Origin of the sequence: Priestia sp. YIM B13491 (genome assembly GCF_042787605.1) — a bacterium.
In the GTDB taxonomy this organism is placed as follows: Bacteria; Bacillota; Bacilli; order Bacillales; family Bacillaceae_H; genus Priestia; species Priestia megaterium_E.
The window spans coordinates 29,824-55,162 of the sequence record NZ_JBHZOR010000001.1 but is presented as its reverse complement, the minus strand read 5'-3'; the positions used below and the strand labels follow the sequence as shown (position 1 = coordinate 55,162).

The 25,339-nt window shown below is 39.2% G+C and carries 29 protein-coding genes, 1 riboswitch and 1 other annotated feature; of the genes, 11 read left to right on the top strand and 18 right to left on the bottom strand.

Features of this window, described 5'->3' with window-relative positions:
* Positions 1-68 precede the first annotated feature (68 nt).
* Positions 69-1,340: a BaiN/RdsA family NAD(P)/FAD-dependent oxidoreductase gene (locus ACFX4E_RS00280; protein WP_377238721.1), complete on the top strand. Its 1,272-nt coding sequence runs from the start codon at positions 69-71 to the stop codon at positions 1,338-1,340.
* A gap of 4 nt (positions 1,341-1,344) precedes the next feature.
* Here the strand turns inward: ACFX4E_RS00280 and ACFX4E_RS00275 are convergent, their stop codons facing one another.
* From ACFX4E_RS00275 to ACFX4E_RS00240, 8 genes are all read right to left on the bottom strand, one after another.
* Positions 1,345-1,524, bottom strand: coding sequence for a sporulation protein Cse60 (locus ACFX4E_RS00275; RefSeq protein ID WP_013059521.1), 180 nt, complete (start codon positions 1,522-1,524; stop codon positions 1,345-1,347).
* Positions 1,525-1,961: 437 nt separating this feature from the next.
* Positions 1,962-2,273, bottom strand: a complete 312-nt coding sequence (locus ACFX4E_RS00270; protein ID WP_028410482.1) for a rhodanese-like domain-containing protein — start codon at positions 2,271-2,273, stop codon at positions 1,962-1,964.
* 239 nt (positions 2,274-2,512) lie between these two features.
* A complete protein-coding gene (leuS, locus tag ACFX4E_RS00265; RefSeq protein ID WP_028410481.1) occupies positions 2,513-4,927 on the bottom strand; it encodes a leucine--tRNA ligase in 2,415 nt (804 codons plus the stop codon).
* Between the two features lie 64 nt (positions 4,928-4,991).
* Positions 4,992-5,210: a binding site (T-box leader), on the bottom strand.
* A 243-nt stretch (positions 5,211-5,453) separates the two neighbouring features.
* Positions 5,454-5,645, bottom strand: a complete 192-nt coding sequence (locus ACFX4E_RS00260) for a hypothetical protein (protein WP_377238739.1) — start codon at positions 5,643-5,645, stop codon at positions 5,454-5,456.
* Between the two features lie 64 nt (positions 5,646-5,709).
* Positions 5,710-7,032: a GntP family permease gene (locus ACFX4E_RS00255; protein ID WP_028411840.1), complete on the bottom strand. Its 1,323-nt coding sequence runs from the start codon at positions 7,030-7,032 to the stop codon at positions 5,710-5,712.
* A gap of 156 nt (positions 7,033-7,188) precedes the next feature.
* A complete protein-coding gene (locus ACFX4E_RS00250; protein WP_060747093.1) occupies positions 7,189-8,376 on the bottom strand; it encodes an MDR family MFS transporter in 1,188 nt (395 codons plus the stop codon).
* Between the two features lie 158 nt (positions 8,377-8,534).
* Positions 8,535-8,690 carry a hypothetical protein gene (locus ACFX4E_RS00245; protein ID WP_028410477.1) on the bottom strand — a complete coding sequence of 52 codons (156 nt, stop codon included), beginning with the start codon at positions 8,688-8,690 and terminating at the stop codon, positions 8,535-8,537.
* A 12-nt stretch (positions 8,691-8,702) separates the two neighbouring features.
* Positions 8,703-8,966, bottom strand: coding sequence for a YtzC family protein (locus ACFX4E_RS00240; protein ID WP_013059528.1), 264 nt, complete (start codon positions 8,964-8,966; stop codon positions 8,703-8,705).
* 169 nt (positions 8,967-9,135) lie between these two features.
* Between ACFX4E_RS00240 and mnmL the strand changes: the two genes are divergently transcribed.
* Both mnmL and mnmM read left to right on the top strand, forming a co-directional pair.
* On the top strand, positions 9,136-10,098 hold the full coding sequence (gene mnmL, locus ACFX4E_RS00235; protein ID WP_028410476.1) for a tRNA modification radical SAM protein MnmL/YtqA: 963 nt from the start codon (positions 9,136-9,138) through the stop codon (positions 10,096-10,098).
* A complete protein-coding gene (mnmM, locus tag ACFX4E_RS00230; protein ID WP_028410475.1) occupies positions 10,095-10,664 on the top strand; it encodes a tRNA 5-(aminomethyl)-2-thiouridylate-methyltransferase MnmM in 570 nt (189 codons plus the stop codon). Before mnmL ends, mnmM begins: the two co-directional genes overlap by 4 nt.
* 12 nt (positions 10,665-10,676) lie before the next feature.
* On the opposite strand, the gene ACFX4E_RS00225 is transcribed toward mnmM, so the two are convergent.
* Both ACFX4E_RS00225 and ACFX4E_RS00220 read right to left on the bottom strand, forming a co-directional pair.
* A complete protein-coding gene (locus tag ACFX4E_RS00225) occupies positions 10,677-11,735 on the bottom strand; it encodes a tetraprenyl-beta-curcumene synthase family protein (RefSeq protein ID WP_098331534.1) in 1,059 nt (352 codons plus the stop codon).
* 31 nt (positions 11,736-11,766) lie between these two features.
* Entirely contained in the window at positions 11,767-12,543 is a 777-nt protein-coding gene (locus ACFX4E_RS00220) for an alpha/beta fold hydrolase (protein WP_013059532.1), read from the bottom strand.
* A gap of 107 nt (positions 12,544-12,650) precedes the next feature.
* Between ACFX4E_RS00220 and ACFX4E_RS00215 the strand changes: the two genes are divergently transcribed.
* The 3 genes from ACFX4E_RS00215 (at position 12,651) to ACFX4E_RS00205 (ending at position 15,058) form a co-directional block, all read left to right on the top strand.
* A complete protein-coding gene (locus ACFX4E_RS00215; protein WP_014457969.1) occupies positions 12,651-13,178 on the top strand; it encodes a gamma carbonic anhydrase in 528 nt (175 codons plus the stop codon).
* 191 nt (positions 13,179-13,369) lie between these two features.
* Positions 13,370-13,894 carry a phosphatase PAP2 family protein gene (locus tag ACFX4E_RS00210; RefSeq protein ID WP_251568904.1) on the top strand — a complete coding sequence of 175 codons (525 nt, stop codon included), beginning with the start codon at positions 13,370-13,372 and terminating at the stop codon, positions 13,892-13,894.
* An 18-nt stretch (positions 13,895-13,912) separates the two neighbouring features.
* A complete protein-coding gene (locus ACFX4E_RS00205; protein ID WP_377238718.1) occupies positions 13,913-15,058 on the top strand; it encodes a glycosyltransferase family 4 protein in 1,146 nt (381 codons plus the stop codon).
* Between the two features lie 32 nt (positions 15,059-15,090).
* Here ACFX4E_RS00205 and metK read toward each other — a convergent pair whose 3' ends face one another.
* Positions 15,091-16,293, bottom strand: coding sequence for a methionine adenosyltransferase (gene metK, locus ACFX4E_RS00200; protein WP_013059536.1), 1,203 nt, complete (start codon positions 16,291-16,293; stop codon positions 15,091-15,093).
* Between the two features lie 132 nt (positions 16,294-16,425).
* A riboswitch (SAM riboswitch) is annotated at positions 16,426-16,543 on the bottom strand.
* A 374-nt stretch (positions 16,544-16,917) separates the two neighbouring features.
* Here metK and pckA point away from each other — a divergent pair.
* Positions 16,918-18,507 (top strand): phosphoenolpyruvate carboxykinase (ATP), encoded by a 1,590-nt coding sequence (pckA, locus tag ACFX4E_RS00195; RefSeq protein ID WP_028411848.1) that lies wholly within the window; start codon positions 16,918-16,920, stop codon positions 18,505-18,507.
* A gap of 34 nt (positions 18,508-18,541) precedes the next feature.
* On the opposite strand, the gene ACFX4E_RS00190 is transcribed toward pckA, so the two are convergent.
* Together ACFX4E_RS00190 and ACFX4E_RS00185 are read right to left on the bottom strand one after the other, a co-directional pair.
* Positions 18,542-18,784: a DUF2584 domain-containing protein gene (locus tag ACFX4E_RS00190; RefSeq protein ID WP_028410471.1), complete on the bottom strand. Its 243-nt coding sequence runs from the start codon at positions 18,782-18,784 to the stop codon at positions 18,542-18,544.
* A 54-nt stretch (positions 18,785-18,838) separates the two neighbouring features.
* Positions 18,839-19,621 (bottom strand): alpha/beta hydrolase family protein, encoded by a 783-nt coding sequence (locus ACFX4E_RS00185; RefSeq protein ID WP_252123921.1) that lies wholly within the window; start codon positions 19,619-19,621, stop codon positions 18,839-18,841.
* A gap of 172 nt (positions 19,622-19,793) precedes the next feature.
* Here ACFX4E_RS00185 and ACFX4E_RS00180 point away from each other — a divergent pair, with 172 nt between their 5' ends.
* The 3 genes from ACFX4E_RS00180 to ACFX4E_RS00170 are packed head-to-tail and all read left to right on the top strand — an operon-like array spanning position 19,794 to position 22,357.
* Positions 19,794-20,792, top strand: coding sequence for an ABC transporter substrate-binding protein (locus ACFX4E_RS00180; RefSeq protein ID WP_377238717.1), 999 nt, complete (start codon positions 19,794-19,796; stop codon positions 20,790-20,792).
* A 1-nt stretch (position 20,793) separates the two neighbouring features.
* Positions 20,794-21,564, top strand: coding sequence for an ABC transporter ATP-binding protein (locus ACFX4E_RS00175; RefSeq protein ID WP_025750714.1), 771 nt, complete (start codon positions 20,794-20,796; stop codon positions 21,562-21,564).
* Positions 21,551-22,357 carry an ABC transporter permease gene (locus tag ACFX4E_RS00170; protein WP_060747087.1) on the top strand — a complete coding sequence of 269 codons (807 nt, stop codon included), beginning with the start codon at positions 21,551-21,553 and terminating at the stop codon, positions 22,355-22,357. The genes ACFX4E_RS00175 and ACFX4E_RS00170 overlap by 14 nt, the downstream gene beginning before the upstream one ends.
* 46 nt (positions 22,358-22,403) lie before the next feature.
* On the opposite strand, the gene ytkD is transcribed toward ACFX4E_RS00170, so the two are convergent.
* The 5 genes from ytkD to ACFX4E_RS00145 form a co-directional block, all read right to left on the bottom strand.
* The gene (ytkD, locus tag ACFX4E_RS00165) at positions 22,404-22,874 is read right to left on the bottom strand and encodes an RNA deprotection pyrophosphohydrolase (protein ID WP_013059543.1); all 471 of its coding nucleotides are present in this window, start codon (positions 22,872-22,874) and stop codon (positions 22,404-22,406) included.
* 104 nt (positions 22,875-22,978) lie between these two features.
* The gene (locus tag ACFX4E_RS00160) at positions 22,979-23,299 is read right to left on the bottom strand and encodes a hypothetical protein (RefSeq protein WP_028410467.1); all 321 of its coding nucleotides are present in this window, start codon (positions 23,297-23,299) and stop codon (positions 22,979-22,981) included.
* 74 nt (positions 23,300-23,373) lie between these two features.
* Positions 23,374-23,799: a phage holin family protein gene (locus ACFX4E_RS00155; RefSeq protein WP_028410466.1), complete on the bottom strand. Its 426-nt coding sequence runs from the start codon at positions 23,797-23,799 to the stop codon at positions 23,374-23,376.
* A gap of 81 nt (positions 23,800-23,880) precedes the next feature.
* Positions 23,881-24,321 carry a Dps family protein gene (locus ACFX4E_RS00150; RefSeq protein ID WP_013085268.1) on the bottom strand — a complete coding sequence of 147 codons (441 nt, stop codon included), beginning with the start codon at positions 24,319-24,321 and terminating at the stop codon, positions 23,881-23,883.
* A 163-nt stretch (positions 24,322-24,484) separates the two neighbouring features.
* Positions 24,485-24,958 carry an S-ribosylhomocysteine lyase gene (locus tag ACFX4E_RS00145; protein WP_013059547.1) on the bottom strand — a complete coding sequence of 158 codons (474 nt, stop codon included), beginning with the start codon at positions 24,956-24,958 and terminating at the stop codon, positions 24,485-24,487.
* Positions 24,959-25,108: 150 nt separating this feature from the next.
* On the opposite strand from ACFX4E_RS00145, the gene yidD reads away from it, so the two are divergent.
* Positions 25,109-25,336: a membrane protein insertion efficiency factor YidD gene (gene yidD / locus ACFX4E_RS00140; RefSeq protein ID WP_013059548.1), complete on the top strand. Its 228-nt coding sequence runs from the start codon at positions 25,109-25,111 to the stop codon at positions 25,334-25,336.
* Positions 25,337-25,339 lie beyond the last annotated feature (3 nt).

The window sequence follows — 25,339 nt, the reverse complement described above, 5'->3', positions numbered from 1 at the left end:
ATCCAATGTTGAGAGATTTGTCAGTGAACAAACTAAAATTTTTTAAGAATAGACAGGTTGGTGAAAGTATGATATATGATGTAGTCGTAATCGGAGGAGGACCTTCTGGTTTGATGGCATCGATTGCAGCTGGTGAGTCAGGTGCAAACGTATTATTAATTGATAAAGGCAATAAACTTGGACGAAAGCTTGCCATTTCTGGAGGCGGACGCTGTAATGTGACAAACCGTCTTCCCATTGATGAACTTATTAAACACATTCCAGGAAACGGCCGCTTTTTATACAGTGCGTTTTCTGTTTTTAATAACGAAGATATCATCTCTTATTTTGAAGGCCTTGGAATTAAATTAAAAGAAGAAGATCACGGACGTATGTTTCCGGTCAGCAATAAAGCGCAATCTGTTGTTGACGCATTAATTAGCGAACTTCACCGTCTTCGTGTGACGATTCGCACAAACACAGCCGTTAAACGCGTAAACTATGAGAACAGCACCGTGAAAGAAGTTGTGCTTCAAAACGGGGAAGCAATCCAAACGAAAAGCGTTGTGATTGCAGTAGGTGGAAAATCAGTACCTCATACAGGTTCGACAGGAGACGGTTATCAATGGGCAAAAGATGCGGGGCATAAAATTACTGAGCTTTACCCAACAGAAGTTCCTATTACATCTAGCGAACACTTTGTTAAAACCAAAACGCTTCAAGGTCTATCGCTTCGCAATGTAGGACTAAGCGTGCTAAATAAAAAAGGCAAGCCTGTCATTACTCATCAAATGGATATGATTTTCACTCACTTTGGCATCTCTGGCCCTGCCGCTCTTCGCTGCAGCCAATATGTTGTTAAAGAGTTAAAGAAACAAAAAAGCAACACTGTTCAAATGTCTCTTGATTTATTTCCTAGCCAAAACGAAGAAGATATTTTTCAGCAATTAGTCAAAACAACAAAAGAAGAGCCGAAAAAAGCAATTAAAAATGTCTTAAAAGGTTTTGTATCTGAACGCTATCTATTGTTTTTACTCGAGCAGGCAGGCATTGATAGCCAAGCGCTAGCAGGACAGCTTCAGCATGAGAAACTGAGAGAATTTGCAAAACTGTGCAAACGATTTGAATTTGCTGTAAACGGCACGCTTTCTTTAGAAAAAGCATTCGTCACAGGAGGCGGCGTATCTGTTAAAGAAATTCACCCAAAAGAAATGTCTTCGAAATTTATGCAAGGCCTTTACTTCTGCGGGGAAATTCTTGATATCCATGGATACACTGGAGGATACAATATCACTTCCGCTCTTGTAACAGGCCGTTTGGCGGGGAGTAATGCAGGAGAATTTGCAACAAGCCTAGCATAATATGCTAGGCTTTATACATAACCATGGCTGAAAAACAGTACACCTGCTCATCACGATCAACATCCACTGTCACCTGGTATTTAATATCAACGACGTCTTCATCCTCTAATTTCCGTAAAAATCGATTCACCGCAAATTCTAAATCTTTTTCATGCTCTTTATCAAACATTTTCACTTGTATCACAGCTTCTACCACCTTGTCCTATCAAATTTGTTTCAATCAGAATGGACTGTTTCTCTTGATGATGGTTTTTGTACGGATTTTCAATCTCTTACTACTTCTATTTTTATGAGGGCTTTTATAGATTTAGTCATCATTTGTTTTCTTGCTATCATTTTAGTCGGATGGCAGAAGTTTCATTCAAAAAAGAGGAACGAAATGAATCCAATCTAAAGGCGAACAAATGGGATACATGAGCTGAACCGCTTGTAACACGGGAGTCGATTTCCTTGCAAGACTTCGCTTTCCGTAGGAGTCTTGCAAGGAAATCAACTGCTAGAAGGAACGAAACAAATAAAACCTATGTTCACCATAACAAAAAAAATGAACCACTAATCAAACATGTTGATCAATGGTTCATTTTTCACTTCAGCTAAGATACTTTTGTCCCAGCCTCTTTTTTATTTATTAACCGTTTTTCCTTCCCACTCTAACATACCGCCAACCATATTTGTTACTTTATATCCTTGTTCTTGAAGGTAGTAACATACGTTTTCACTGCGGCGGCCCGAACGGCAAATGAAAATATATTCTTTGTCTTTATCGAAATGATCCACACTAGCTGGAATATCATTCATACGAATGTGTTTAGCCGTTGGAATCATTCCTTCTGCTACTTCTTCATCTTCACGCACATCAACTAAATGAAGTTCTTCTCCATTTTCAACGCGTTTTTGAAGTTCCTCAGGCGTAATTACTTTTACTTCTTCCATCTTCGTCATTCCTCTCTATTCTTTCATTCAGCTTGCTATCGCTATTGTAGCAAATTCAAATACCTTTATGCCACTAAATAAGAAAAGCTTAAGCAGCAGCCTGCCTGAGCTTTTCCAATCGTAGTTAAAGGTTTGACTAAGCGTCTGATGTCAAACCCGAAAGGCGGACATCAGGCGCTTCGGTCTAGAAGAGAACCCCTGACTGCTCTTTAGTCAGGGGTTCTTTTCTACATCAATACTTAATTAGCTACGATGTTTACTAATTTACCAGGCACAGCAATCACTTTGCGCACTGTCTTACCTTCAATGAACTCTTGAACATCTTCATTAGCCATTGCAATATCTTGAAGCTCTTCACGAGATGCCTCAGCAGGTACATTAACTTTTGCACGTACTTTACCGTTAATTTGAACGACAATTTCCACTTCATCATCTACAAGTTTCGCTTCGTCAAACGCAGGCCAAGCCTCATACGAAATTGTATCTTCGTGACCTAGTTTGCTCCATAATTCCTCAGTCGTATGAGGACAAATTGGTGCTAATAGCTTCACAAATCCTTCTACGTATTGCTTTGGCAGCACGTCAACTTTGTATGCATCATTGATGAATACCATAAGCTGAGAGATACCTGTATTAAAACGGAGGCCTTCGTAATCTTCCGTTACTTTTTTCACCGTTTGGTGATACACGCGTTCAAGCGTAGTGTCATTGCTTTCTTGAACCTTGCTGCTTAATTCACCGTTATCGTCAACAAGTAAGCGCCATACACGATCTAAGAAACGGCGTGCACCATCAAGCCCTTTTGTTGACCAAGCGATTGATGCATCTAAAGGTCCCATAAACATTTCGTAAAGGCGAAGCGTATCTGCACCGTGGCTTTCTACGATTTCGTCTGGGTTTACAACGTTACCTTTTGACTTACTCATTTTTTCGTTGTTTTCTCCAAGAATCATACCTTGGTTAAACAGTTTTTGGAACGGCTCTTTTGTTGGAACTACGCCGATATCATATAAAAACTTATGCCAGAAACGAGCATATAATAAGTGAAGAACAGCGTGTTCAGCTCCACCGATATAAATATCAACCGGCAACCATTCTTTTAATTTATCTGCATCTGCTAACGCTTCACTGTTTGTTGGATCAATGTAGCGTAAGTAATACCAGCAGCTGCCTGCCCATTGAGGCATTGTATTTGTTTCTCGGCGCCCTTTTTTGCCTGTTTCCGGATCTACAACGTTCACCCAGTCATCAATGTTTGCTAACGGAGATTCACCTGTGCCTGACGGTTTGATTTCAGTCGTTTTTGGTAACACAAGCGGAAGCTGATCTTCAGGAACTGCCGTTGTTGTGCCATCTTCCCAGTGAATAACAGGAATTGGTTCACCCCAGTAGCGCTGACGGCTGAATAACCAGTCACGCAGACGGTATGTTACTTGTTTTTCACCTTTTTCATTTGCTTGAAGCCACTGAATCATATTTGAAATTGCTTCTTCTTTATCTAAACCATTTAAGAAGTCTGAATTAACGTGCTCGCCGTCGCCTGTATAAGCTTCTTTTGAAACGTCTCCGCCGGCTACCACTTCTTTAATCGGCAGTTCAAATTTAACCGCAAATTCATAATCACGCTCATCGTGAGCCGGAACAGCCATAATTGCACCGGTGCCATAGCTCATTAGAACATAGTCAGCAATCCAAATTGGCATTCTCTCGCCGTTTACAGGGTTAATTGCATAAGCACCAGTGAATACGCCAGTTTTGTCTTTAGCTAAGTCTGTACGTTCTAAATCGCTTTTGCTTTTAATTTGATCTAAATACGCTTCTACCGCTTCTTTTTGTTCGGCTGTTGTAATTTTTTCTACAAACGGATGTTCAGGTGCTAAAACGGCATACGTTGCCCCAAATAGCGTGTCAGGACGCGTTGTAAACACAGTAAATGTGTCCTCGTATCCATCGATTGTGAAGTGCACGTGAGCTCCTTCAGAGCGGCCAATCCAGTTGCGCTGCATTTCTTTAATACTTTCTGGCCAATCAAGCTCATCTAAATCTTCTAGTAAACGATCTGCATAAGCTGTGATTTTAAGCATCCACTGCTTCATTGGACGACGCTCAACCGGATGTCCCCCACGCTCACTTTTGCCGTCAATAACTTCTTCGTTTGCAAGTACTGTTCCTAGAGCAGGACACCAGTTAACAGCTACTTCATCCACATAAGCTAAGCCGTTTTTATATAGCTGTAAGAAAATCCACTGCGTCCATTTGTAGTAGTTTGGATCAGTTGTATTAATTTCTCGCTCCCAATCGTAAGAGAAACCTAACGATTTGATTTGACGACGGAAATTATTAATGTTAAGTTCAGTGAATTCAGCCGGGTCGTTTCCTGTATCTAATGCATACTGTTCAGCAGGTAATCCGAATGCATCCCATCCCATCGGATGAAGTACATTGTATCCTTGCATACGCTTCATACGAGATAAAATATCCGTTGCTGTATAACCTTCTGGATGCCCAACGTGTAAACCAGCGCCAGATGGATAAGGGAACATATCTAATGCGTAAAATTTACGCTTTCCTTCATCTTCTGTTGTTTTAAATGTTTTATTTTCTTCCCAAACTTTTTGCCATTTTTGTTCGATCTTTTCATGATTAAAAGCCATACATAATCCTCCTTGTACGCTCCAGCTGTATTTAATTAAACTAAAAAACCCCTCATCCCTCAAACAAAGGGACGAGAGGTTGAATAAACTTCCCGCGGTACCACCCAAATTAGCACAATTATGTACTCACTCATTTTCCTTAACGCGGATAGACGGCAAATGTTACTTTACTTCACATTTACAACTCCAAGGTGAGTTCATGAACGCTCGTTTGCTGACTCGCACCACCCGTCAGCTCTCTTAGCTCGCTTCGTTCACTACTATTCCTTATCATAGTTTTTACATCATACTACCTTGTATTGTAAATAATATGTTCGTAAACTGCAAGTTGTTCAAGGGATTTTGTAAAAGTTTCTGCAATGCAGCACTGCTTTGTTGCTAAATCCTCTCTTTCATTCTTATATATGAACAACTTCTCCCAAAAACATACATCCACGGCCAAACAAAAAAGGGATTGAGACATAATTAAATCAAGCCAATTTAAAGACGAACAAATAGGATAAATGCGCTAGTATGAATCTCTTGGTTACACCACTGTTGATTTCCGTGCAAGACTTCGCTTTCCGCTGGCAGCCGATGAGCCTCCTCGTTGCTTACACTCGTGCGGGGTCTCACCTATTTCAGGAGTCTTTGTCTTGCCCTCCACTCCGCAGCTAGAAGCACCTAAACAAATGAAATCTACGTTCACCATAAACATGAAAAGATCCGAACGATTCATCGTTCGGATCTTCCTTCAACTAAAATACTTTTATCCCAGTCCCTGCTTTCTTTAGCTGCTATTATTAAATGCCAAATCCAAAAGAAAACAGGATGATCGCAAGTACAAGACCAACAAGCGGAACAATCACAGTCATTGCTGCAACTGATCCATACGCATCTTTATGAGTTTCTCCGCAAATAGAATTAATAGTTGTAACGACATAACCATTATGAGGCAAGGAATCTAATACTCCAGAAGAAATAGCTACTACGCGATGGAGAGCTTCTGGATTTACACCAGCATCTAGATAGTGAGGGGCTAAAATTGGCAAAGCAATCGCCTGACCTCCTGAAGCCGAACCTGTCATTCCCGCGATAACACTCACGGCAATAGCTCCCCCAATCAGCGGACTTCCTGGAATATGCGTCATCGCATCTACAGCCACTCCAAATGCGGGAACAGCCTTAGCAACCCCTCCAAAACCTACGACAGCAGCTGTATTCCCAATAGCAATTAACGCACCCAGCGTTCCTTCTGAAGCTGCATTCCAAAATCCTTTAAAATGCTTTCGGTTCACAATATAAGTGACAATGATCCCGCTTAAAAGTGCAACAATCAGCGCAGATTGCTGAAGTGGCTTATGAAGTGCAAAAGAAATAATGAGCACGACCACAAGCGGAAGCAAACTTAATAACGGATTAGGAAGAGACTGATTTTCCGTTACTGCTGGATCTTTCTCGCGTGATATAAAACGCTCTCCGTTTTTAACTGCTTTTGAAATCAAGCGCTTTAACCACCAGTAGCCGAATACAGCCATCACTACTGCTACAACTAAACTAACTTCCCATCCTGCATACGGACTAGTCTTCAAATATTCAATTGGAATCCAGTTTTGGATTTCAGGCGATCCAGCCGAGGTCATCGTAAACGTAACGGAACCGAATGCTAAAGCAGCAGGAATAAACCGCCTCGGCAAATCGGCTTGTTTGAATAAGCTTAAAGCCATTGGATAGACAGAAAATGCTACTACAAACAGACTGACTCCTCCGTATGTTAAGACCGCACAGGCAAGTACAATTGCCAACACTGCTCTTTTCATTCCTAGTTTACTGACAATCCAGCGAGAAACACTATCAGCGGCCCCGCTGTCTTCCATCACTTTTCCAAAAACGGCGCCCAATAGAAACATTAAATACCAAGAAGCAATAAATCCTGTGAAACCAGACATGTAATTTCCAACAAAATTTGCTTCTCCTTCTTTCACCAGCTGTGGAAATAAAGGCATTCCGCTTGTTAACGCAACAACTAAAGCACTGAGCGGACCTGCTATAAATAAATTCATGCCTCTCATCGTTAATACAATGAGCAGCAATAATCCTCCAATTAATCCAATCATACTAAGCATGTTTAGCCCCCCATGAAGTCATATAATCAGAAAACGCTTACATTTTTACAGGTATATACTCCTTCCTTTGCTTGTCACGACCCTTACTATATTATTAAAGGAATACTGAAGACATTCCTACGTTTATTAAGCCATCAAAAATAAAACCATCTCTATTTATTTAGAGATGGTTAATGAACGCTGACGTTTTTCTTTTAATTTATAATCGTATATCCATGTTGTACACATGCTGAATAACAATAGAGCAATTAATAAATAGCACAGCGTAGACATATTAAACGCATCGAAAATAACGCCTCCAAAGAGAGGACCAATCATTTTACCTGCAGTAGCCATGCTGTTAACTACACCTTGATAAAATCCTTCTTTTCCAGATGGAGCCAACTGACTTGCAACAGCCGGAATGGCTGGCCAAACGAACATTTCTCCAATTGTTAACACAATCATTGCTGTTAAGAACTGCGGAAATGTTGTAGCATTCACCACGATAACAAAAGAAGCCACAAAAATAACCGTTCCAATTAGGACCTGTACTTTTAATGTTTTTGCTACTTTTTGAATGATGGGTACAATCAAAGGCTGACCGACTACAATTAAAATCCCGTTAATCGTCCAAAGCAAACTGTAGCTAGAAAGAGGTATATTCAGCTCACGCGTATGCGTAGCAATCGTTGTTTGCCACTGAACATACGCCACCCAGCATAAGACATACCCCGTACATAAAATAAGAAGAGCAGTCAGCTTCGTTTTATGCCCAATGCTCCCTGCTTCATTAAGGACATTCGTTTGTCCAACGGTAACCGAAATATGACGATATGAAAAAATAGCAATAAGCAGAAAAATAACGTATAAAATTGTATTAGCTAAGAAAATATACGTAAATGAATAAGACGCTACAATGCCCCCTACCGCGGCGCCAATAGCTACTCCTGCATTTTGAGCAACGTACATCGCATTAAATGCTTTTCTTCCGCCTTGTGGCCAAACGGACCCTGCCATTGCATACATAGACGGAAACACAATACCAGATCCAAACCCTACAACAACCAAGAGAACAACGTATGTAGGCCAACCATGGAAAAACACGAGTCCCACTAATGCAATAAGAGTAATAATAATTCCTGATAAAATGGATTTATATCCTCCGATTTTGTCAAAAAGCGTTCCTCCAAGCAAATTTCCTACTACGCTTGCCGCAGAATTCAGCATAAGAACCACTCCTGCGACGGATAACGACTTTCCTAAATGTTCATTTATATAAATTGTATTGAGAGGCCATAAAAATGAAGCTCCCGTTACGTTTACAAGCATACCAATAATCAAAAACCAAAGTGATTTGGGCATTGATCTCCCCCCTATCTATTCGAATGCCAACGTACATTCTAGTCTTTTCTTAAAGGGTTCGCAATGCTTTTACATATAGACAATTTATTTGAAATTCGCTGACTATTTAAAAAGGTGATTCCACATGACAATATCATGCAAAACCACCTTTTTATCGCTTATTTTCGCTTCGAACGAACCGGCTGTGCACGCTTGCTGTTTCGTGCTTTTAATTCTTTTACCGGATCAAAATCTTTTCCTAGCTCAATGTCATTGCTGTTGATCCCGTTTTTTGTTTTTTGTTCCGGATTATTTTGATTTGAACGCGTTGCCATAAAATCCTCTCCTTAATGCTGAGTTGTGATCAATTTATTTTGCAGCTGCTGAACTTGCAGGCGCATGCGATATAGCTGCTCTCTTTGCTGTGCATTTGCACTGTGAGAAAACTCTTCAATTTCTTTATAAGCATTTTCTAATTTTTCCTGTGCTTTTGTATATTCAGTGTCGTTATAATGTTCTTGCTTCATGCCTTCCTGCAACTGACCTTGTCCAAAGCGAATAGCATCTTCACACTGTTGCATAAGTTGATCCACTGCTTGACGAGTTGTCATTCTCTATTCCTCCTATTCGTTCATTTCTGTCTTATTTTGCGCAACTTTACTTCCCTTTACGACAAGAAGAACCTGTTAAATATAAGCATCCTTAAATTTGTTTGGCACTTTTTCACGTTTTTGATACAATTTGTTGATGTATATTGCATGTAAAAAGGAGGTTGCTGATTTGAGTCAGACAAACCCATTTCCGTATAAATCTGAAAACAAACGTTATCACACCTGGAATTACCACTTACGTAACCACTTTGGCCATAAGGTATTTAAAGTAGCCTTAGATGGAGGATTTGATTGTCCAAACAGAGACGGCACGGTAGCTCACGGCGGCTGTACGTTTTGCAGTGCTGCCGGCTCAGGGGATTTTGCCGGAAACAGAGCGGATGACCTCGTGACACAATTTAATGAAATCCGTAAAAAAATGCATCATAAATGGAAAGACGGAAAATACGTTGCTTACTTTCAAGCATTTACTAATACTCATGCTCCTGTCGAGGAGCTTCGTGAAAAATATGAAGCCGTCTTAAAGCTTCCCGGAGTTGTTGGGCTTTCTATCGCCACGCGCCCTGACTGTCTCCCCGACGATGTGGTGGAATACTTGGCTGAATTAAATGAACGAACTTATCTATGGGTAGAACTTGGACTGCAAACTGTTCATGAACGAACTTCACTGCTTATTAACCGGGCACACGATCATCAATGCTATGTAGATGGGGTAGCAAAGCTTCGAAAACACGGTATTCGCGTTTGTTCTCACATCATTAATGGTTTGCCTTTAGAAACACCTGATATGATGATGAAAACCGTACGTGAAGTAGCAAAATTAGACGTTCAAGGAATTAAGATTCATCTGCTTCATTTACTAAAAGGAACTCCTATGGTCAAACAGTATGAAAAGGGCCTTGTTGAATTTCTTTCATTTGAAGAATACGTAAAGCTTGTATGCGATCAGCTCGAAGTAATCCCTCCTGAGATGATTGTTCATCGTATTACAGGCGATGGACCGATAGACCTCATGGTTGGACCGATGTGGAGCGTAAATAAGTGGAGCGTATTAAATGCCATTGACCAAGAGCTCCAACGTCGCCAAAGCTATCAAGGAAAATATTACGAAAAAGAGTTGATGGAAAGATGAAAATAGAACGTATCCTGCCTTTTGCCCGCACATTGCTCACTAATGCTGTGGCCGAAGGAGATGTCGCGATTGATGCCACAGCAGGAAATGGACATGATACATTGTTCTTAGCTAACTTAGTCGGAGATACAGGTCATGTATATGGATTTGATATTCAACCTCAAGCTATTCAAGCAACTCAGCAGCGATTGACCGAACACCATGTAGAAAACAGAGTAACACTTATCCAAGAAAGCCACAGCAATATAAACATGCTTCCTCGTTCTATTAAAGGACGAGTCACGGGCGCTGTCTTTAATTTAGGTTATTTACCAGGTGGAGATAAAGACATTGTCACCACTTCTGAAACAACAATCTCTGCAATTGAGCAGTTACTTGATTTGCTAGCACCTGAAGGAGTGATTGTGCTCGTTATTTATCATGGACACGAACAAGGGAAACAAGAAAGAGACGATTTACTAACATATGTCCAAAATCTTGATCAAAAAGACGTTCACGTTTTACAATATCGTTTCATGAATCAGCAAAACAACCCTCCCTTCATCATTGCTATTGAAAAAAGATAAGCCGTATATGGCTTATCTTTTTAACATTCGGTACAAGCGTCCGTTGATATAGAAAAAGTAGCTGAGGGCTCCCCCCGCTTTTATTAACCTACGTGCATTCACATGAACATGTTTTTGTGCCCGCACTTTTTGATCCGACAAATAAACGCCCAAGAGTCCTTTATAGATAAAGCAGTGAAAGTGATAATCGGGCAGTTTTTTAGCATATTCGTCCGCTTTTACGACAAAATGCAAAAAGCGATCCATCATTTGCTGATAATGAGGATAATAAAAACAAAAGTTCAAATCTCCTCCTGCTTTATCTTCTTCTTGGTCAATTAAATAATCGAGTAAAATATGTAAGCCTTGAATATAAGGAAAATATCCTGCTTTTATTTTCTGCGTCATTTCTTCGGTCATCTCTTCTTGAAAGCTATAGGCAACTAAACAAAAAATTCCTAACGTTGAACCAGAGCACGCTGAAAATTCATACCACTCCATTTCAGGAACACTGTGCCGGTGAGCATCGAACCAATTCTCTAATCGTGGAACTCTTTCCTTGATTTCAACATGCTTATGTATTTGCAAATCACAATAATAATTAGCTAGTTCTAATAAATGTGAAGAGACTATATGGTAATTACAAGCTTTTCGCAAGGACTGCTGACAAGTCTGGACAAGTCCGGCTAAGTATCCTCCGTCGTCTTTATCCTCTCGAAAACGATAGTAATCTCCAAGAGGTGCATGAGGAGTCAACGCATCTGGCATCGATTCATGCAAGGCGGCAAAATCTTTAGGGTCTAGCGAATTGCTGCGGTCACATAAGTTATCTAAGTAATCGCTGATTGTTTGGTAGGCAACAATAAATTTCACGCATTCAATCATGTTTTCTTTCGCTAAAATCGATAGGATACCGCCTCCTTCACAATGAAAAGTTTTTGTATCGATACTTGCCAATGCTTGAGTACGCAATTCTTTATTAGGAATCTCTTTTGCTCGTTCACGCCAATGATTAAGCTCATGATGAACGACAGGAAACACTTCTCGATAAATTTTCCTCATTAATGAAATAGGATGAGACGGAATCTTCATTTATTTTCACCTCAATTTCTTACCGCACTTATTAAATGTGAAGATCGACAAAACTTTTCGCATATGTAAAAACGTATTCTCTTTCAGGCTCATTAAAGATTTCGTGATACAGCTGAGACCATTCTTTGTAGATTTTTTCACTTAGCTCTATTTCATCAAACCACTGCCTAACAATCAGCTTTTCAATAATTTTATCTTCTCCTGCCTGCATCACAAGAAGCGGGACATCAGGCAAACGATCGATATCTTTAAAAGCTAAGTTGACAGCTTGGATCAATTCCCGGTACCATCTTACAGAAACTTTTGTAACATACAGTGAGTCATTTTCATCTTCATCTCGAACTTCTTGGTTTCTTGTTGCTTTTTCAACAGTGAGACCTAAATCGAAAAGTTTGTTCGGCATGACTTTATTTAACCCTTTAGATAGCATATCTAAATAAGCCGGTACTTGCTCTTTTAATCCTAAACAAGGAGAGGAAAGAATCGCACCCCATATAGGGAGGTTTTTTGTCTGGAGCGTACGAATAACCGCTAGTCCTCCCATACTGTGACCTAACAGGAAAATAGGCAAATCATATTTTTGCGCTTCACGTACCCATTCTTCCACTTCATACACATATTCATCAAAGGATAGGATATGTCCTCTTCTTCTTGTTGTTAAGCCTTGGCCAGGAAGGTCTCCCATAATTACGTGCATTCCAACCGAACGCCACATCTCAATCAGCCAGCGATAGCGCCCGTGATGCTCCGCTGCTCCATGGACCATGACAATAACGCCTTTTGGATTTACTGCTTCCCATTTATGCATTTGAGTTACTCCTTCTTCCTTTTTTTGTTTACCTGCTTAAAAAACCTTTGTACACTTACATTAGAAGATTTACTACTTTTTTTCAACTAATAAAGGGAGATGATTTGATGATTTATCCGTATAAAGAAAAAATGCCTACCATTGCACCCAGCTGCTTCATCGCAGACTATGTCACGATTACTGGAGATGTCACCATTGGTGAAGAAAGCAGCATTTGGTTTAACACTGTTATTAGGGGAGATGTTTCACCTACGATTATTGGTAAACGAGTAAATATACAAGATCAATCAACACTCCATCAAAGCCCAAATGCTCCTTTGCTTATTGAGGATGATGTAACAGTAGGACATCAAGTTATTTTACATAGCTCCATCATCCGCAAACGCGCGCTCATTGGCATGGGTTCTATTATTTTAGACGGTGCGGAAATTGGTGAAGGTGCTTTTATAGGTGCTGGAAGCTTAGTGCCTCCCGGTAAAAAAATACCGCCTAATACTCTCGCACTCGGCCGACCTGCTAAAGTAATCCGCACTCTTACAGAAGAGGATTTAAAAGATATGCAGCGCATTCGTACAGAATATGTAGAAAAAGGGCAGTATTATAAGTCTATTAAGAAATCTGATTCTTCATTATAAAGGAAACGTTCCCTCAGAAAGTCATACTGAGGGAATTTTTTTAGTATCTCCACAAACTCTCCAATCATGTTCTATTCTCTCCACAATTGTAAAGAAATTTCCATATTAATTTACATCGTTTTAGTACTGCCTCCACAATTAAAGATTAAACTGAATAATAAAGACGTATTTATTGAAAAGGGAGCGACTCTATGAAAGCCAAGTTAATTCAGTATGTATACGATGCCGAATGCCGATTATTCAAAAGCGTAAACCAACATTTTGATCGAAAGCACTTAAATAGATTTTTACGTTTACTCACTCACGCCGGCGGAGCCACGTTTACCATTGTGATAGCGTGCTTGCTGTTATTTCTGCATCCTTCATCCGTCGCTTACGCTTGTGCGTTTTCTCTAGCCGTTAGTCATATTCCTGTGACCATTGCTAAAAAACTATATCCGAGAAAACGACCTTATATTCAATTAAAACATACAAAAGTATTAGAAAATCCATTAAAAGATCATTCATTTCCATCTGGGCATACAACAGCTATTTTTTCGTTGGTTACCCCTCTTATGATTGTTTATCCAGCCTTCGCTGCTGTTCTTTTGCCTCTTGCAGTAACGGTAGGGATTTCAAGAATTTATCTCGGTCTGCACTATCCCACGGATGTCATGGTAGGCCTGATACTGGGCATCTTTTCAGGTGCTGTTTCACTGAACATCTTTTTAACTTAATTGATAGGAGGAGTACTAATGAGAATTGCTTTATTTACGGATACATTTGCTCCAGAAGTTAACGGAGCTGCTAAAACACTTTATCAATTTACTCAGTACGTCAAATCAAAGCAAATTCCCATCCAGGTATTTGCTCCTGAATTTGCTCATGATCAGTCATTTTCAACGTATGTTCACCGTTCGCCCAGCATGCCGTTTTTTCTTTATCCAAACAGCCGCTTTTCATTGCCAAACGTTCTAAAAATTAAAAAGCAGCTGCAGGAATTCAATCCTTCTATTATTCATTTGGCCACTCCTTTTACAATGGGGCTTTGCGGCTCCTATTACGGGAAAAGATTAGGTGTTCCTCTTGTCGGCTCTTATCATACCAATTTTGATGATTATTTATCTCACTATGAACTTGAAAAAATGCGTATACCACTGCAAAAATATATGAAATGGTTTTATAAACCTGTACAAAAAATATTCGCTCCCTCTGAAGTGACCAAACAGCAGCTAGAAGAACAAGGGTTTCACAACGTAGCTATTTGGTCGCGAGGAGTAAATCATAAATTATTTCATCCCCACTATGACCGCTTTGATATTCGTATTAAATATAATATTAAAAAGCCCTACATTTTAACGTATGTAGGAAGATTAGCTAAAGAAAAGAACGCTGATTTTTTAATAAAAATCGCACGATCTCTACCGGATCATATCCGGCATCAAATTCACTGGGTTATTGTAGGAGACGGCCCTTTAAAAGAACAAATGCAGCAGCAAGCATCTGAGCATATGACATTTACAGGCTTCCTTGAAGGTAAGCAACTTGCTCATATCTATTCATCATCTGATTTGTTTGTTTTTCCTTCAGAAACAGAAACCTTCGGAAATGTTGTACTGGAGTCTCTTGCTTCTGGAACTCCTGTAGTGGCAGCAAATGCAGGAGGAGTTAAACAGATGGTTCAGCACGGGCGAAACGGCTACCTTTGCAAACCTCACTCCTTAGAAGAATTCAGTTCGGCTATTACAGATTTACTCGATGATTTGCATCAGCGGCTTCACTTTGGCCATGCAGCGAGGCAATACGCTCTTACTCAATCATGGGACGCCATTTTTCAGCATTTGCTTTCAGAATATGAAGGTGTCGTAGAAAAATCTGCTGCAGGTATTCAATGGGCATAAAAAAAATCTCCGTTTTCACGGAGATTTTTTTATTATTTAGCTAAAGCTTGAGTTTTTAATGCTTCCGCTTTGTCTGTGAACTCCCAAGGAAGCTCCACATCCGTACGACCAAAGTGGCCGTAAGCTGCTGTTTGCTTATAAATTGGGCGACGTAAATCAAGCATTTTAATGATGCCTGCTGGACGTAGGTCAAAGTTTTTGCGTACTACGTCTACTAGTACTTCTTCAGAAACTTTTCCTGTACCGAATGTATCAATTGAAATAGATACTGGTTGTGCAACACCAATTGCATATGCTAGTTGTACTTCACATTTATCAGCAAGATCAGCTGCTACAATGTTTTTCGCAACATAACGAGCTGCATAAGCTGCTGAACGGTCTACTTTTGTTGCGTCCTTACCAGAGAATGCACCGCCGCCGTGACGAGCATATCCGCCGTAAGTATCAACGATAATTTTACGACCAGTTAAACCAGCATCTCCTTGAGGACCGCCGATTACGAAACGTCCTGTTGGGTTAATGAAATACTTTGTATTTTCATCAATTAACTCGTTTGGAACAACTGGATTAATAACATATTCTTTTAAGTTACGTTGAATTTGCTCTAACGTTACTTCTGGGTGATGCTGAGTTGAAATAACAATTGTATCGATGCGAACAGGTTTGTTGTTTTCATCATATTCAACTGTTACTTGTGTTTTACCATCCGGGCGAAGGTAAGGAAGAATTTCTTCTTTACGTACTTCTGTTAGACGGCGAGCAAGTTTATGAGCTAATGAAATTGGAAGAGGCATTAATTCTTTTGTTTCGTTACATGCATAACCAAACATTAACCCTTGGTCTCCAGCTCCGATTGCTTCGATTTCTTCATCTGACATTTGACCTTCACGTGCTTCTAACGCTTGGTCTACACCAGCAGCGATATCAGCTGACTGCTCGTCGATAGATGTTAATACTGCACAAGTTTCAGCATCAAAACCGTATTTTGCACGAGTATAGCCAATTCCTTTAATTGTTTCACGAACTGTTTTAGGAATATCCACGTAAGTAGAAGTTGTAATTTCACCACTTACTAAAACTAAACCAGTTGTTACGCTTGTTTCACAAGCAACACGAGCATTTGGATCCTTTGCTAGGATAGCATCAAGAATTGAGTCAGAAATTTGGTCACAAATTTTATCGGGATGTCCCTCTGTAACAGATTCTGACGTGAACAGACGACGTTGTGTTGACATCAGTTTTCCTCCTTATAAATACGATACATTGTGATACGGTACTCATTCCCTTATTTTCATTACACGTTAAAAAATATAAAAAAACCTTTCCTTGTATCGAGGAAAGGTATCAAATTCTACATAAGCCTTTCACTCTTATCGATCAAGGTTGTGCCCTTGCATCAGGTTAGCACCTTATCGTCTACACAAAAAAATGACGATGGTTGCTGGGTTTCATAGGGCCTGTCCCTCCACCAGCTCGGGATAAGAGAGTATCCGTTCAAGGACATATAATACATGAAAAAGCGCTTCACTGTCAACAACATTCAAATGGAAATCATCTCTTTATGTTTGAATCTGTTTTAATGTAACATACTCAAATTACGAAATAGTACACCTTATTAAGAATCATCACTAAGTTTAGTTAATAAGACAGATCAAAATGAGGCTTTCACTTAAAACAGCTTCACTTTTTTCGCTCCTAGCACATATACATGTGTCTGAAATAGGTATAACGTACATTTTTTTATAATACGCAAACATTTTTAGTTAAATAGTATAGAATAATTAAATAAATGTGTTATACTAATTATAAATTTCAAACATTAATGAATAAATAATAGCTAAAAAAGGAAGGTAGTGCACATGAGTACTGTTGATATGTCTATCGAATTAAATGGTTTGCTTCAATTAAAAACAACAAAACACCAATTATCTGTTCCACAACTTGTTGAAAAAATTCTAGCTCGACGCGAAGGAACGCTGACTTCTACAGGTGCTGTGTCAGTCGAAACCGGAAAATATACAGGTCGCTCTCCTTTAGATAAATTTATTGTAAGCGATGCTGTGTCTTCAAAAACGGTTGAATGGGGACCTGTCAATCAGCCAATTTCTGCTCAGCGATTCGATGCGCTATACAAAAAAGTCTTAACTCACTTAAAGAAGCAGGATGAACTTTTTGTTTTTAATGGATATGCTGGAGCTGATAAAAAGTATCAGTTACCAATTCAAGTAGTTAATGAATTTGCATGGCACAACCTATTCGCTCAGCAGTTATTCATTCGCCCTTCAGCCGAACAAAAAACAAATGATGATGTGAAGCCGTTTACAATTGTAGCAGCTCCAACGTTCAAAGCTGATCCTGAAACAGACGGGACGAACTCTGAAACCTTCATTATTCTTTCGTTAGAGCGACGTATTGTGCTAATTGGAGGAACTGAATACGCTGGTGAAATGAAAAAATCTATTTTCTCAGTGATGAACTTCTTGCTTCCTCAAAACAATATTCTATCCATGCACTGTTCTGCTAACGTAGGAGAAGAAGGTGACGTTGCATTATTCTTTGGTTTATCTGGAACGGGTAAAACAACGCTTTCTGCTGATGCAAACCGTCGTTTAATCGGAGATGACGAGCACGGTTGGTCAAGCTCTGGTGTATTTAATATTGAAGGAGGATGCTACGCGAAGTGCATTCAGCTTTCCGAAGAAAAAGAACCGCAAATTTTCAATGCAATTCGCTTCGGCGCCGTACTGGAAAATGTAGTGTTAAATCAAAATACGAAAGTAGCAGATTACAATGATAATAGTTTAACAGAGAATACTCGTGCCGCTTATTCAATTGACTCTATTGATAATACAGTATTACCAAGCGTTGCTGGGCACCCTACAGCTATTGTCTTTTTAACTGCCGATGCTTTCGGCGTCTTGCCTCCAATCAGCAAGCTTACAAAAGAACAAGCGATGTACCATTTTCTGAGCGGATACACTAGTAAGTTAGCTGGAACAGAGCGCGGCGTAACATCGCCACAGGCTACTTTCTCTACATGCTTTGGTGAGCCTTTCTTACCTCTTGCTCCAACAACTTATGCAGAAATGCTAGGAAAGAAAATCGATGAACATAATGTAAATGTCTACCTTGTAAATACTGGATGGACCGGCGGTGAATACGGCGTGGGAGAACGAATGAAGTTAAGTTACACTCGAGCTATGGTTCAAGCAGCCCTTGAAGGAGAACTAGCTAATACCGAAACAGTAACAGACGCTATTTTTGGTTTATCGATTCCAACTCATGTTCCGGGAGTTCCTGATGAAGTGCTTCAGCCTTCTAAAGCATGGAACGATGCAACAGCTTATAATCAAAAAGCAACTGAGCTTGCTGCTAAATTCAAAGCTAATTTCAAGCGTTTTAATGATGTAGCATCTGACATTTCAACATTAGGCGGACCTAGGGTCTAATAAAAAACCGATCGTCTTAGAGACGATCGGTTTTTTAATTAGTCGAATGTAATTTTGTCAGTTCATATGTGACAATGGTTTTTTCCTGTTCCATTTCTACCTTACGCACAATAGCAGTTCCAATACATTCTCCAGTTTTCGTTTTGTGAATGTTTAATGGAATATCTAACGGATACAAGCGATATCCTTTTTTCTCAATTTGAAAAATGTTATCCGTTACACGCTTTTCGTTGCCTTTTGTCACAATCATTGTATTTAATTCTAGCGGCATCCCCATTTTTTCTCACTCCTCACTGTTATTCTACTTGTTTTCTCTATCGTAGCATATCTTTTATTGCGCTTTCATCCACTTCGTTAACTTCTTCACCGTTTCTCGGTTTTCTTTTGGTGGAAAAGCATGTGGAAAGTTTTCGAAATACCAGCTGGTAACTTTTTTATTGGACTTCTTTAGTTTAGATTCGAGCTGATAGGAATGATCAATCGATACGTTTTTATCTTCTAAACCATGAATAAGCAAGACCGGCGGCTCGACGAGATGAGCACGGTGCAAAGGTGTCCTCCATTCGTATCTTTCAGGATATTTAGAAGGAGTTCCTCCAATCACCCGCTTCATCATTCTTCTTAAATCTTCTCTTTCTTCATATGTCAGCACCATATCCGTGACGCCTCCCCATAACACAAGAGAGCGGCTGTCGTTTTTTTCAATGGCTGTGAGTAAAGCCATCACTCCCCCTCTTGAAAACCCAAAAATATGAATGCGGTCATGGTAGACGCTAGGGAGCTGTTTCAGTAAATCGTAAGCAGCAAAAGCATCGTAACGATCATCTCCTGCAAAATCTTCGTTTCCTTCGCCTCCTTGATTTCCCCTATAGAACGGAGCCATCACAATAAAACCTTGAGAAGCAAATTGAATAAGTCGAGCAGGACGAACCGTTCCTACGTTCTTAATACCTCCTCTTAAGTATAAAAAGCCGTCATACATTCCTTTTTCTTTTGGCTCTGCGAGCATTCCTTTAATCTTAAGCCCTTGACATGCATATGTAATCACCCACAGCGCCACACGAGGGTTTGATGATGGGAAACGCTGTTTATGAAGAATTGTTCCATCTTTCATTTTTTTCCTCCATTCTTTATATAACTAGCCTGCTTTCTCCCGCTAAGGTGTACTTTCAATTGTTGGCTAATACTTCTTTGATTTTACACATAGTTATATAGGCACTCACCTTCTTCCACTTCTTTACATACATTATCATAAAATATTTTATTCTTTTAAGGAGGTTTGCTTTATGAAACCAATCAAATGGCTTTTTTCTTTGCTTGCTATTATGATTTTACTCATTCCACTAATTAGCTGCAGCAAAACAACATCTGTACAAACGGTTCGTGTCGGCGAAGTAACTCGCTCTATCTTTTATGCTCCCCAGTACGTTGCTATTTCAAAAGGCTTTTTTGAAGAAGAAGGACTAAAAGTAGATTTAAAAACAACGTGGGGCGGAGATAAGACAATGACGTCACTTTTATCTGACGGCATCGACGTCGCCTTAGTCGGCTCGGAAACTTCAATCTACGTATATGCACAGGGGTCTAGTGATCCCGTCATCAACTTTGCACAACTAACCCAAACCGACGGAACATTTCTAGTAGCGCGTAAAAAAGTCGATCACTTCTCATGGGGTCAGCTTAAAGGCAAAACGTTTCTTGGTCAACGTAAAGGCGGTATGCCGCAAATGGTAGGGGAATATGTGTTGAAACAGCATAATATTGACCCTAAAAAAGATGTAAAACTCGTTCAAAACATTGATTTTGCTAACGTTGCGAATGCTTTTGCTTCTGGTACTGGAGATTACGTTCAATTATTTGAGCCAACGGCTAGTATTTTAGAGCAACAAGGAAAAGGACATATCGTTGCTTCCTTCGGAAAAGAATCAGGAACAGTTCCTTATACAACATTTATGGCCAAAGAAAGCTATTTAAAAAATAACCCTGAAGCGGCAGCTAAATTTACTCGAGCTATTTACAAAGCACAAAAATGGGTGAATACACATAGCTCAGATGAAATTGCTGAAGTGGTTGCACCGTATTTTGAAGATACACCTAAAGACACGCTAAAAACCGTGATTGACCGCTATAAATCCCAAAAATCTTTTGCAACTAACCCTTTATTAGATCAAAAAGAGTGGGATCATTTACAAAAAATCATGGATGAATCTGGAGAACTTCCAAGACACATCGACCACAACAAGCTAGTCAACACAAAATTCGCAAAAGATGCAATGAGTGAGTAATATGACAAAACTTCACATTCAAGATGTTCAGCATATGTATCTTACGACAAAGTCTGCTACCACTGCACTTGAACATATTAATTTGTCTATTGAAGAAGGAGAATTTGTTTCCTTTCTCGGCCCAAGCGGATGTGGAAAAACGACGCTTCTATCGATTATTGCAGGCTTGATTGAACCAACGTCCGGCTCTGTCACAATAGACGGTGAAAATATCGGAACATCAGTCCCAAACATCGGTTATATGCTTCAACAAGATTATTTGTTTCCGTGGAAAACTATTAAAGAAAATATTTTACTTGGGCTTGAAATTCGCGGACAGCTAACAGATAAAACAGAGAGTAAAGCACTGTTACTCCTAAAAGAAATTGGTCTACAAGGCGTAGATGACCTATATCCACACCAGTTATCCGGAGGCATGAGACAACGCGTCGCTTTAGTCCGAACACTTGCCATTGACCCCGCTATTTTACTCTTGGATGAACCTTTTTCAGCACTTGATTTTCAAACAAAACTCAAGCTTGAAGAACTTGTTTCCAAAACGCTGATGACTTATCAAAAAACGGCTGTTTTGGTCACGCACGATATCGGCGAAGCCATTGCTATGAGCAGCCGAATCTTTTTATTCTCAGCCAAGCCGGGAAAAATTGCAAAAACATTCACGGTTCCTTCTATTTTACGAACCCTTTCTCCGTTTGAAGCACGACAGCATCCTGTCTATAACGATTTATTTATGGACATATGGAAGGAGCTTGATCAACTTGAAACCCACTAGCTCCCTAGATACTCTTCACGAAAGCTACCTTCGCAAGGTTCGAGGCGAAAAACGATTAGTACTGAGCGTGCAGCTGATCATGTTCTTAGCCTTTTTTAGCTTCTGGGAACTGGCTTCTCGTTTAAAGTGGATTGACCCTTTAATTTTCAGTTCCCCTACTAAAGTATGGAATTTATTTCTAATTAAACTTGCCGACGGCTCGCTGGCAGAACATATTGGTTTTACATTATTTGAAACGGTTCTCGGCTTCATTCTAGGCACATTACTAGGTATTTTACTTGCAACGGCCCTTTGGTATTCAACTAGGCTTGCACATATATTAGATCCTTACCTCGTTATTTTAAACGCCATGCCTAAAGTAGCGCTGGGCCCTATTTTAATTGTAGCAATCGGGCCAGGATTTTTCTCAATTTTAACGATGGGAGCAATTATATCCGTTATCATTACATCCATCGTCGTTTACACAGCCTTTAAAGAAGTTGACCCAAACTATATTAAATTACTAAAAAGCTTCGGGGCAACGAAAACCCGTTGTTTTAAAGAAGCTATTCTTCCAGCTTCCATGCCTGCCATTATTTCCACATTTAAAGTAAATGTCGGCTTATCTTGGGTAGGCGTCATCGTAGGAGAATTTTTAGTTTCTTCAAAAGGGCTTGGATATATGATTATTTATGGTTTCCAAGTCTTCAACTTTACTCTTGTTCTTCTCAGCTTATTATTAATTGCCATTTTCGCTACGATTATGTACCAAGGCGTTGCTTATTTAGAAAAGAAATTGATCCGACGCTCATAAAAAATCCCCCCGTACAAACGGGGGGATTTTTATTAATACGATGCTTTTACAAAAATGTTCGCTTTACATATTTCATTACATATTGTAAAACATTATCTTTCATGATGAAGCTGTATGCATCATCTTGTTGAATGCCCGAAGGTAGTTCATCAATCATTACGGGACCATCTGTTTCCATGTAGTCTTCTTTTTTAATTACATTTCCAATAGTAGCAAAATAAATATTTTTAATAATGGTCTTTCCTTTACTTACTACTTTGTACTGACCAATATAAGTCAAAGAAGAGACTTCTCCGCCTGTTTCTTCAAATACTTCTCGAACCGCTGCTTCTTCTGGTACTTCATTGCCTTCTAGTTTTCCTCCGGGAAATTCTAAACCTCGTTTTGAGTGATTCGTTAGCAACCATTGATTTTCATACCTGCATACGACCCAAACATGACGTGGAGTTTTCGAGAATGGATTTTTTTCAAATGATAAAAATACTTGATTATGATATGCATCCTTAAATGTGTACATGGTCGACTCAAACTCCATTTGATTTTTCCCTTATTTTATCATACATTACGGCCATACCTGATAAGAAAAGTATGCTCGTACTTTTTTTATTTGCTTTTTACCCTTTATTCCATTCTATCTGAAGATAAAATATTCATCTGTTTGATATGTGATTTTGTTTCATCGTCTCCCAGCTTATAAAGCATGGCATATATGTCAACTGTTGTTTTATCGTACATATCATTTTGAGAATCATGATGATACTCCAGATACGGAATATGTGATCGCCAAAAGCTTGACCAATCGCTTGAAGCGCGCTGATCTAAATAGGTTCTCAGCTGCTCCACTTCTTCATCTGTTGCTTCAATGGCATAATTCCAGTCTGAAGCAGTATTTGACTGATTGATTTCCCCTGAACTCAGAGATACATAATATTTTTTTGTCATGAAAGATATTCAGCTCCTTCTTTCTAGTGCCAACTTATCTTTCTTATTTGTATCTTATTCTTTTTTTATACACTCTAAGATTTAAAGCGGTCTTTTAAAATCGCTATTGCTTTTTTTAACGGCTCTGGAATCGGAACCCCTACAATTCTTGCGTTTTCTGTAATTGAAATCATTTCGTTTAAAATATAGAATAAAATAGCTCCATCTCGAATAATATGACCGTTTTCCCAAAATACAGAATCGATAAAGTTTGCTACAGCAATCATGGCAAAAATAAAAATCTTTTTGGCAATTCCTTTAAAACCTACTTTGCTAGATAAACGTTTATTTATAAAAGCTGCAATCGTGCCTGTCAAATAATCCATTGTCACTAATGCTACTAAAGCCATTAGTAAATAGTCCCACTCTCCAAATAAAAAAAAAGCCAGTGAACCTAAACTTGAGATTATCAAGACAGAAAGCTTCTGCATATCCACTTTTTTCACCCTTTCAGCAGTCATATCCCTACAGTATATGCCGGTGAAAAAAAAGTGTTCGTCCATCTTATCATAAAAAAACCTGCGATTACTCGCAGGTTTTAATCACTTGCCTAGGAATGATTTTAACATCCACGTATGCTTTTCTAAGCTTTGATGAATGGCTAACAGCATGTCTCCTGTTGTTTCGTCCCCCGCTTCACCGGCTGCGTCCATTCCTTCTTTTAATTCAGCAGTTAACGTATCAAAATCGCTTACTAAAGAAGCAACCATATCTTTAGCCGTTTCGCTTCCATCCGCTTCTTTAATAGAAGAAAGTTCTAACGATTCTTTCATTGTTGCCACAGGTTTCCCTTCTAATGCTAAAAGGCGTTCTGCAAGGTCATCAATAATTGTAGCTGTTTCCGTATACAGCTCTTCAAACTTTTCATGAAGAGTGAAGAATTGTTCACCTTTTACGTACCAGTGAAAGTTATGAAGTTTTATGTACATTACACTAAAATTCGCTACTTGTTTATTAACGATTTCATTTACATTTACTGCCATGTTTTTCGCTCCTTTGTGAACTCTTTGTATAATATAGTTGTACCCTTTTTTAGTTGATTAAAACATTTTTTTCATAAAAAGAGACATTTCCCTTTCTTTAGACTTAGAGAAACTTCTTCATCTTTTTTCAAATAAAATAAGCAGCCCAGCGGACTGCTTATTTTTAGCCAAATACTTTTTCTAAATCTTCTTTGTCCTGTTCTAGCCAGAACTTCATCAAGCGTTTTGCTCCTTCTAAATCGTGAAGTTTCGCTTGGCCGCACTGCTTTTCATTTGCTGCTGGAATTTCAGTAATGTTAATTGCATCTTTTAACGTATCGTCTAACAAATCAATAATTTCACGTACAGTCGGCTCACCGCTCACTACTAAATAGTACCCTGTTTGACATCCCATAGGCGAAATATCAATAATATCAAAGTGATCGTATTTTTCTACATGAGTACGAATATTAAAAGCTAATAAATGCTCTAGCGTATGAATAACGTCCGGCTTCATTGCTTGTTTGTTTGGCTGGCAAAAACGAATATCAAATTTATTTACAACGCCGTCGCTTCCCACTTTGTGAACACCGCAGTGTCTTACGTAAGGTGCTTTAACCGCATTATGATCTAGCTCAAAACTTTCTACTGATGGCATAATACCACTCCTTTTATCTTCTTTCACCTATCATAACATGCAATTCCGATATATTTCATCCATTTAATAACCTTTATTTCTTTTAGTTGCTTTTTATTCCTTCTATCCCTTATAGTATGAGCAAACACGAAAGAAAGAACGTGATAATAAATGATTGCAAAGCTTTTGCTTTTACTTATAAAAGGATATCAAAAAGGAATTTCACCTTTTCTTCCGGCAAGGTGCCGGTTTTACCCTACCTGCTCCCAGTACGGAGTTGAATCCATTAAACGCTTTGGTGCCGTAAAGGGATCTTATTTGACTGTAAAACGCATTTTAAAATGCCACCCGTTCCATCCGGGTGGCATCGATGAAGTACCTGAGAAAAAATCACACTAAGCT

What these genes read in the sequence shown, in the direction of transcription:
- ACFX4E_RS00280 (WP_377238721.1), top strand. Translation starts at nt 69, where the DNA reads ATGATATATGATGTAGTCGTAATCGGAGGAGGACCTTCTGGTTTGATG.
- ACFX4E_RS00270 (WP_028410482.1), bottom strand. Translation starts at nt 2,273, where the DNA reads ATGGAAGAAGTAAAAGTAATTACGCCTGAGGAACTTCAAAAACGCGTT.
- leuS (WP_028410481.1), bottom strand. Translation starts at nt 4,927, where the DNA reads ATGGCTTTTAATCATGAAAAGATCGAACAAAAATGGCAAAAAGTTTGG.
- ACFX4E_RS00260 (WP_377238739.1), bottom strand. Translation starts at nt 5,645, where the DNA reads ATGAATCGTTCGGATCTTTTCATGTTTATGGTGAACGTAGATTTCATT.
- ACFX4E_RS00255 (WP_028411840.1), bottom strand. Translation starts at nt 7,032, where the DNA reads ATGCTTAGTATGATTGGATTAATTGGAGGATTATTGCTGCTCATTGTA.
- ACFX4E_RS00250 (WP_060747093.1), bottom strand. Translation starts at nt 8,376, where the DNA reads ATGCCCAAATCACTTTGGTTTTTGATTATTGGTATGCTTGTAAACGTA.
- ACFX4E_RS00245 (WP_028410477.1), bottom strand. Translation starts at nt 8,690, where the DNA reads ATGGCAACGCGTTCAAATCAAAATAATCCGGAACAAAAAACAAAAAAC.
- ACFX4E_RS00240 (WP_013059528.1), bottom strand. Translation starts at nt 8,966, where the DNA reads ATGACAACTCGTCAAGCAGTGGATCAACTTATGCAACAGTGTGAAGAT.
- mnmM (WP_028410475.1), top strand. Translation starts at nt 10,095, where the DNA reads ATGAAAATAGAACGTATCCTGCCTTTTGCCCGCACATTGCTCACTAAT.
- ACFX4E_RS00225 (WP_098331534.1), bottom strand. Translation starts at nt 11,735, where the DNA reads ATGAAGATTCCGTCTCATCCTATTTCATTAATGAGGAAAATTTATCGA.
- ACFX4E_RS00220 (WP_013059532.1), bottom strand. Translation starts at nt 12,543, where the DNA reads ATGCATAAATGGGAAGCAGTAAATCCAAAAGGCGTTATTGTCATGGTC.
- ACFX4E_RS00215 (WP_014457969.1), top strand. Translation starts at nt 12,651, where the DNA reads ATGATTTATCCGTATAAAGAAAAAATGCCTACCATTGCACCCAGCTGC.
- ACFX4E_RS00210 (WP_251568904.1), top strand. Translation starts at nt 13,370, where the DNA reads ATGAAAGCCAAGTTAATTCAGTATGTATACGATGCCGAATGCCGATTA.
- ACFX4E_RS00205 (WP_377238718.1), top strand. Translation starts at nt 13,913, where the DNA reads ATGAGAATTGCTTTATTTACGGATACATTTGCTCCAGAAGTTAACGGA.
- metK (WP_013059536.1), bottom strand. Translation starts at nt 16,293, where the DNA reads ATGTCAACACAACGTCGTCTGTTCACGTCAGAATCTGTTACAGAGGGA.
- pckA (WP_028411848.1), top strand. Translation starts at nt 16,918, where the DNA reads ATGAGTACTGTTGATATGTCTATCGAATTAAATGGTTTGCTTCAATTA.
- ACFX4E_RS00190 (WP_028410471.1), bottom strand. Translation starts at nt 18,784, where the DNA reads ATGGGGATGCCGCTAGAATTAAATACAATGATTGTGACAAAAGGCAAC.
- ACFX4E_RS00185 (WP_252123921.1), bottom strand. Translation starts at nt 19,621, where the DNA reads ATGAAAGATGGAACAATTCTTCATAAACAGCGTTTCCCATCATCAAAC.
- ACFX4E_RS00180 (WP_377238717.1), top strand. Translation starts at nt 19,794, where the DNA reads ATGAAACCAATCAAATGGCTTTTTTCTTTGCTTGCTATTATGATTTTA.
- ACFX4E_RS00175 (WP_025750714.1), top strand. Translation starts at nt 20,794, where the DNA reads ATGACAAAACTTCACATTCAAGATGTTCAGCATATGTATCTTACGACA.
- ytkD (WP_013059543.1), bottom strand. Translation starts at nt 22,874, where the DNA reads ATGTACACATTTAAGGATGCATATCATAATCAAGTATTTTTATCATTT.
- ACFX4E_RS00160 (WP_028410467.1), bottom strand. Translation starts at nt 23,299, where the DNA reads ATGACAAAAAAATATTATGTATCTCTGAGTTCAGGGGAAATCAATCAG.
- ACFX4E_RS00155 (WP_028410466.1), bottom strand. Translation starts at nt 23,799, where the DNA reads ATGACTGCTGAAAGGGTGAAAAAAGTGGATATGCAGAAGCTTTCTGTC.
- ACFX4E_RS00150 (WP_013085268.1), bottom strand. Translation starts at nt 24,321, where the DNA reads ATGGCAGTAAATGTAAATGAAATCGTTAATAAACAAGTAGCGAATTTT.
- ACFX4E_RS00145 (WP_013059547.1), bottom strand. Translation starts at nt 24,958, where the DNA reads ATGCCATCAGTAGAAAGTTTTGAGCTAGATCATAATGCGGTTAAAGCA.
- yidD (WP_013059548.1), top strand. Translation starts at nt 25,109, where the DNA reads ATGATTGCAAAGCTTTTGCTTTTACTTATAAAAGGATATCAAAAAGGA.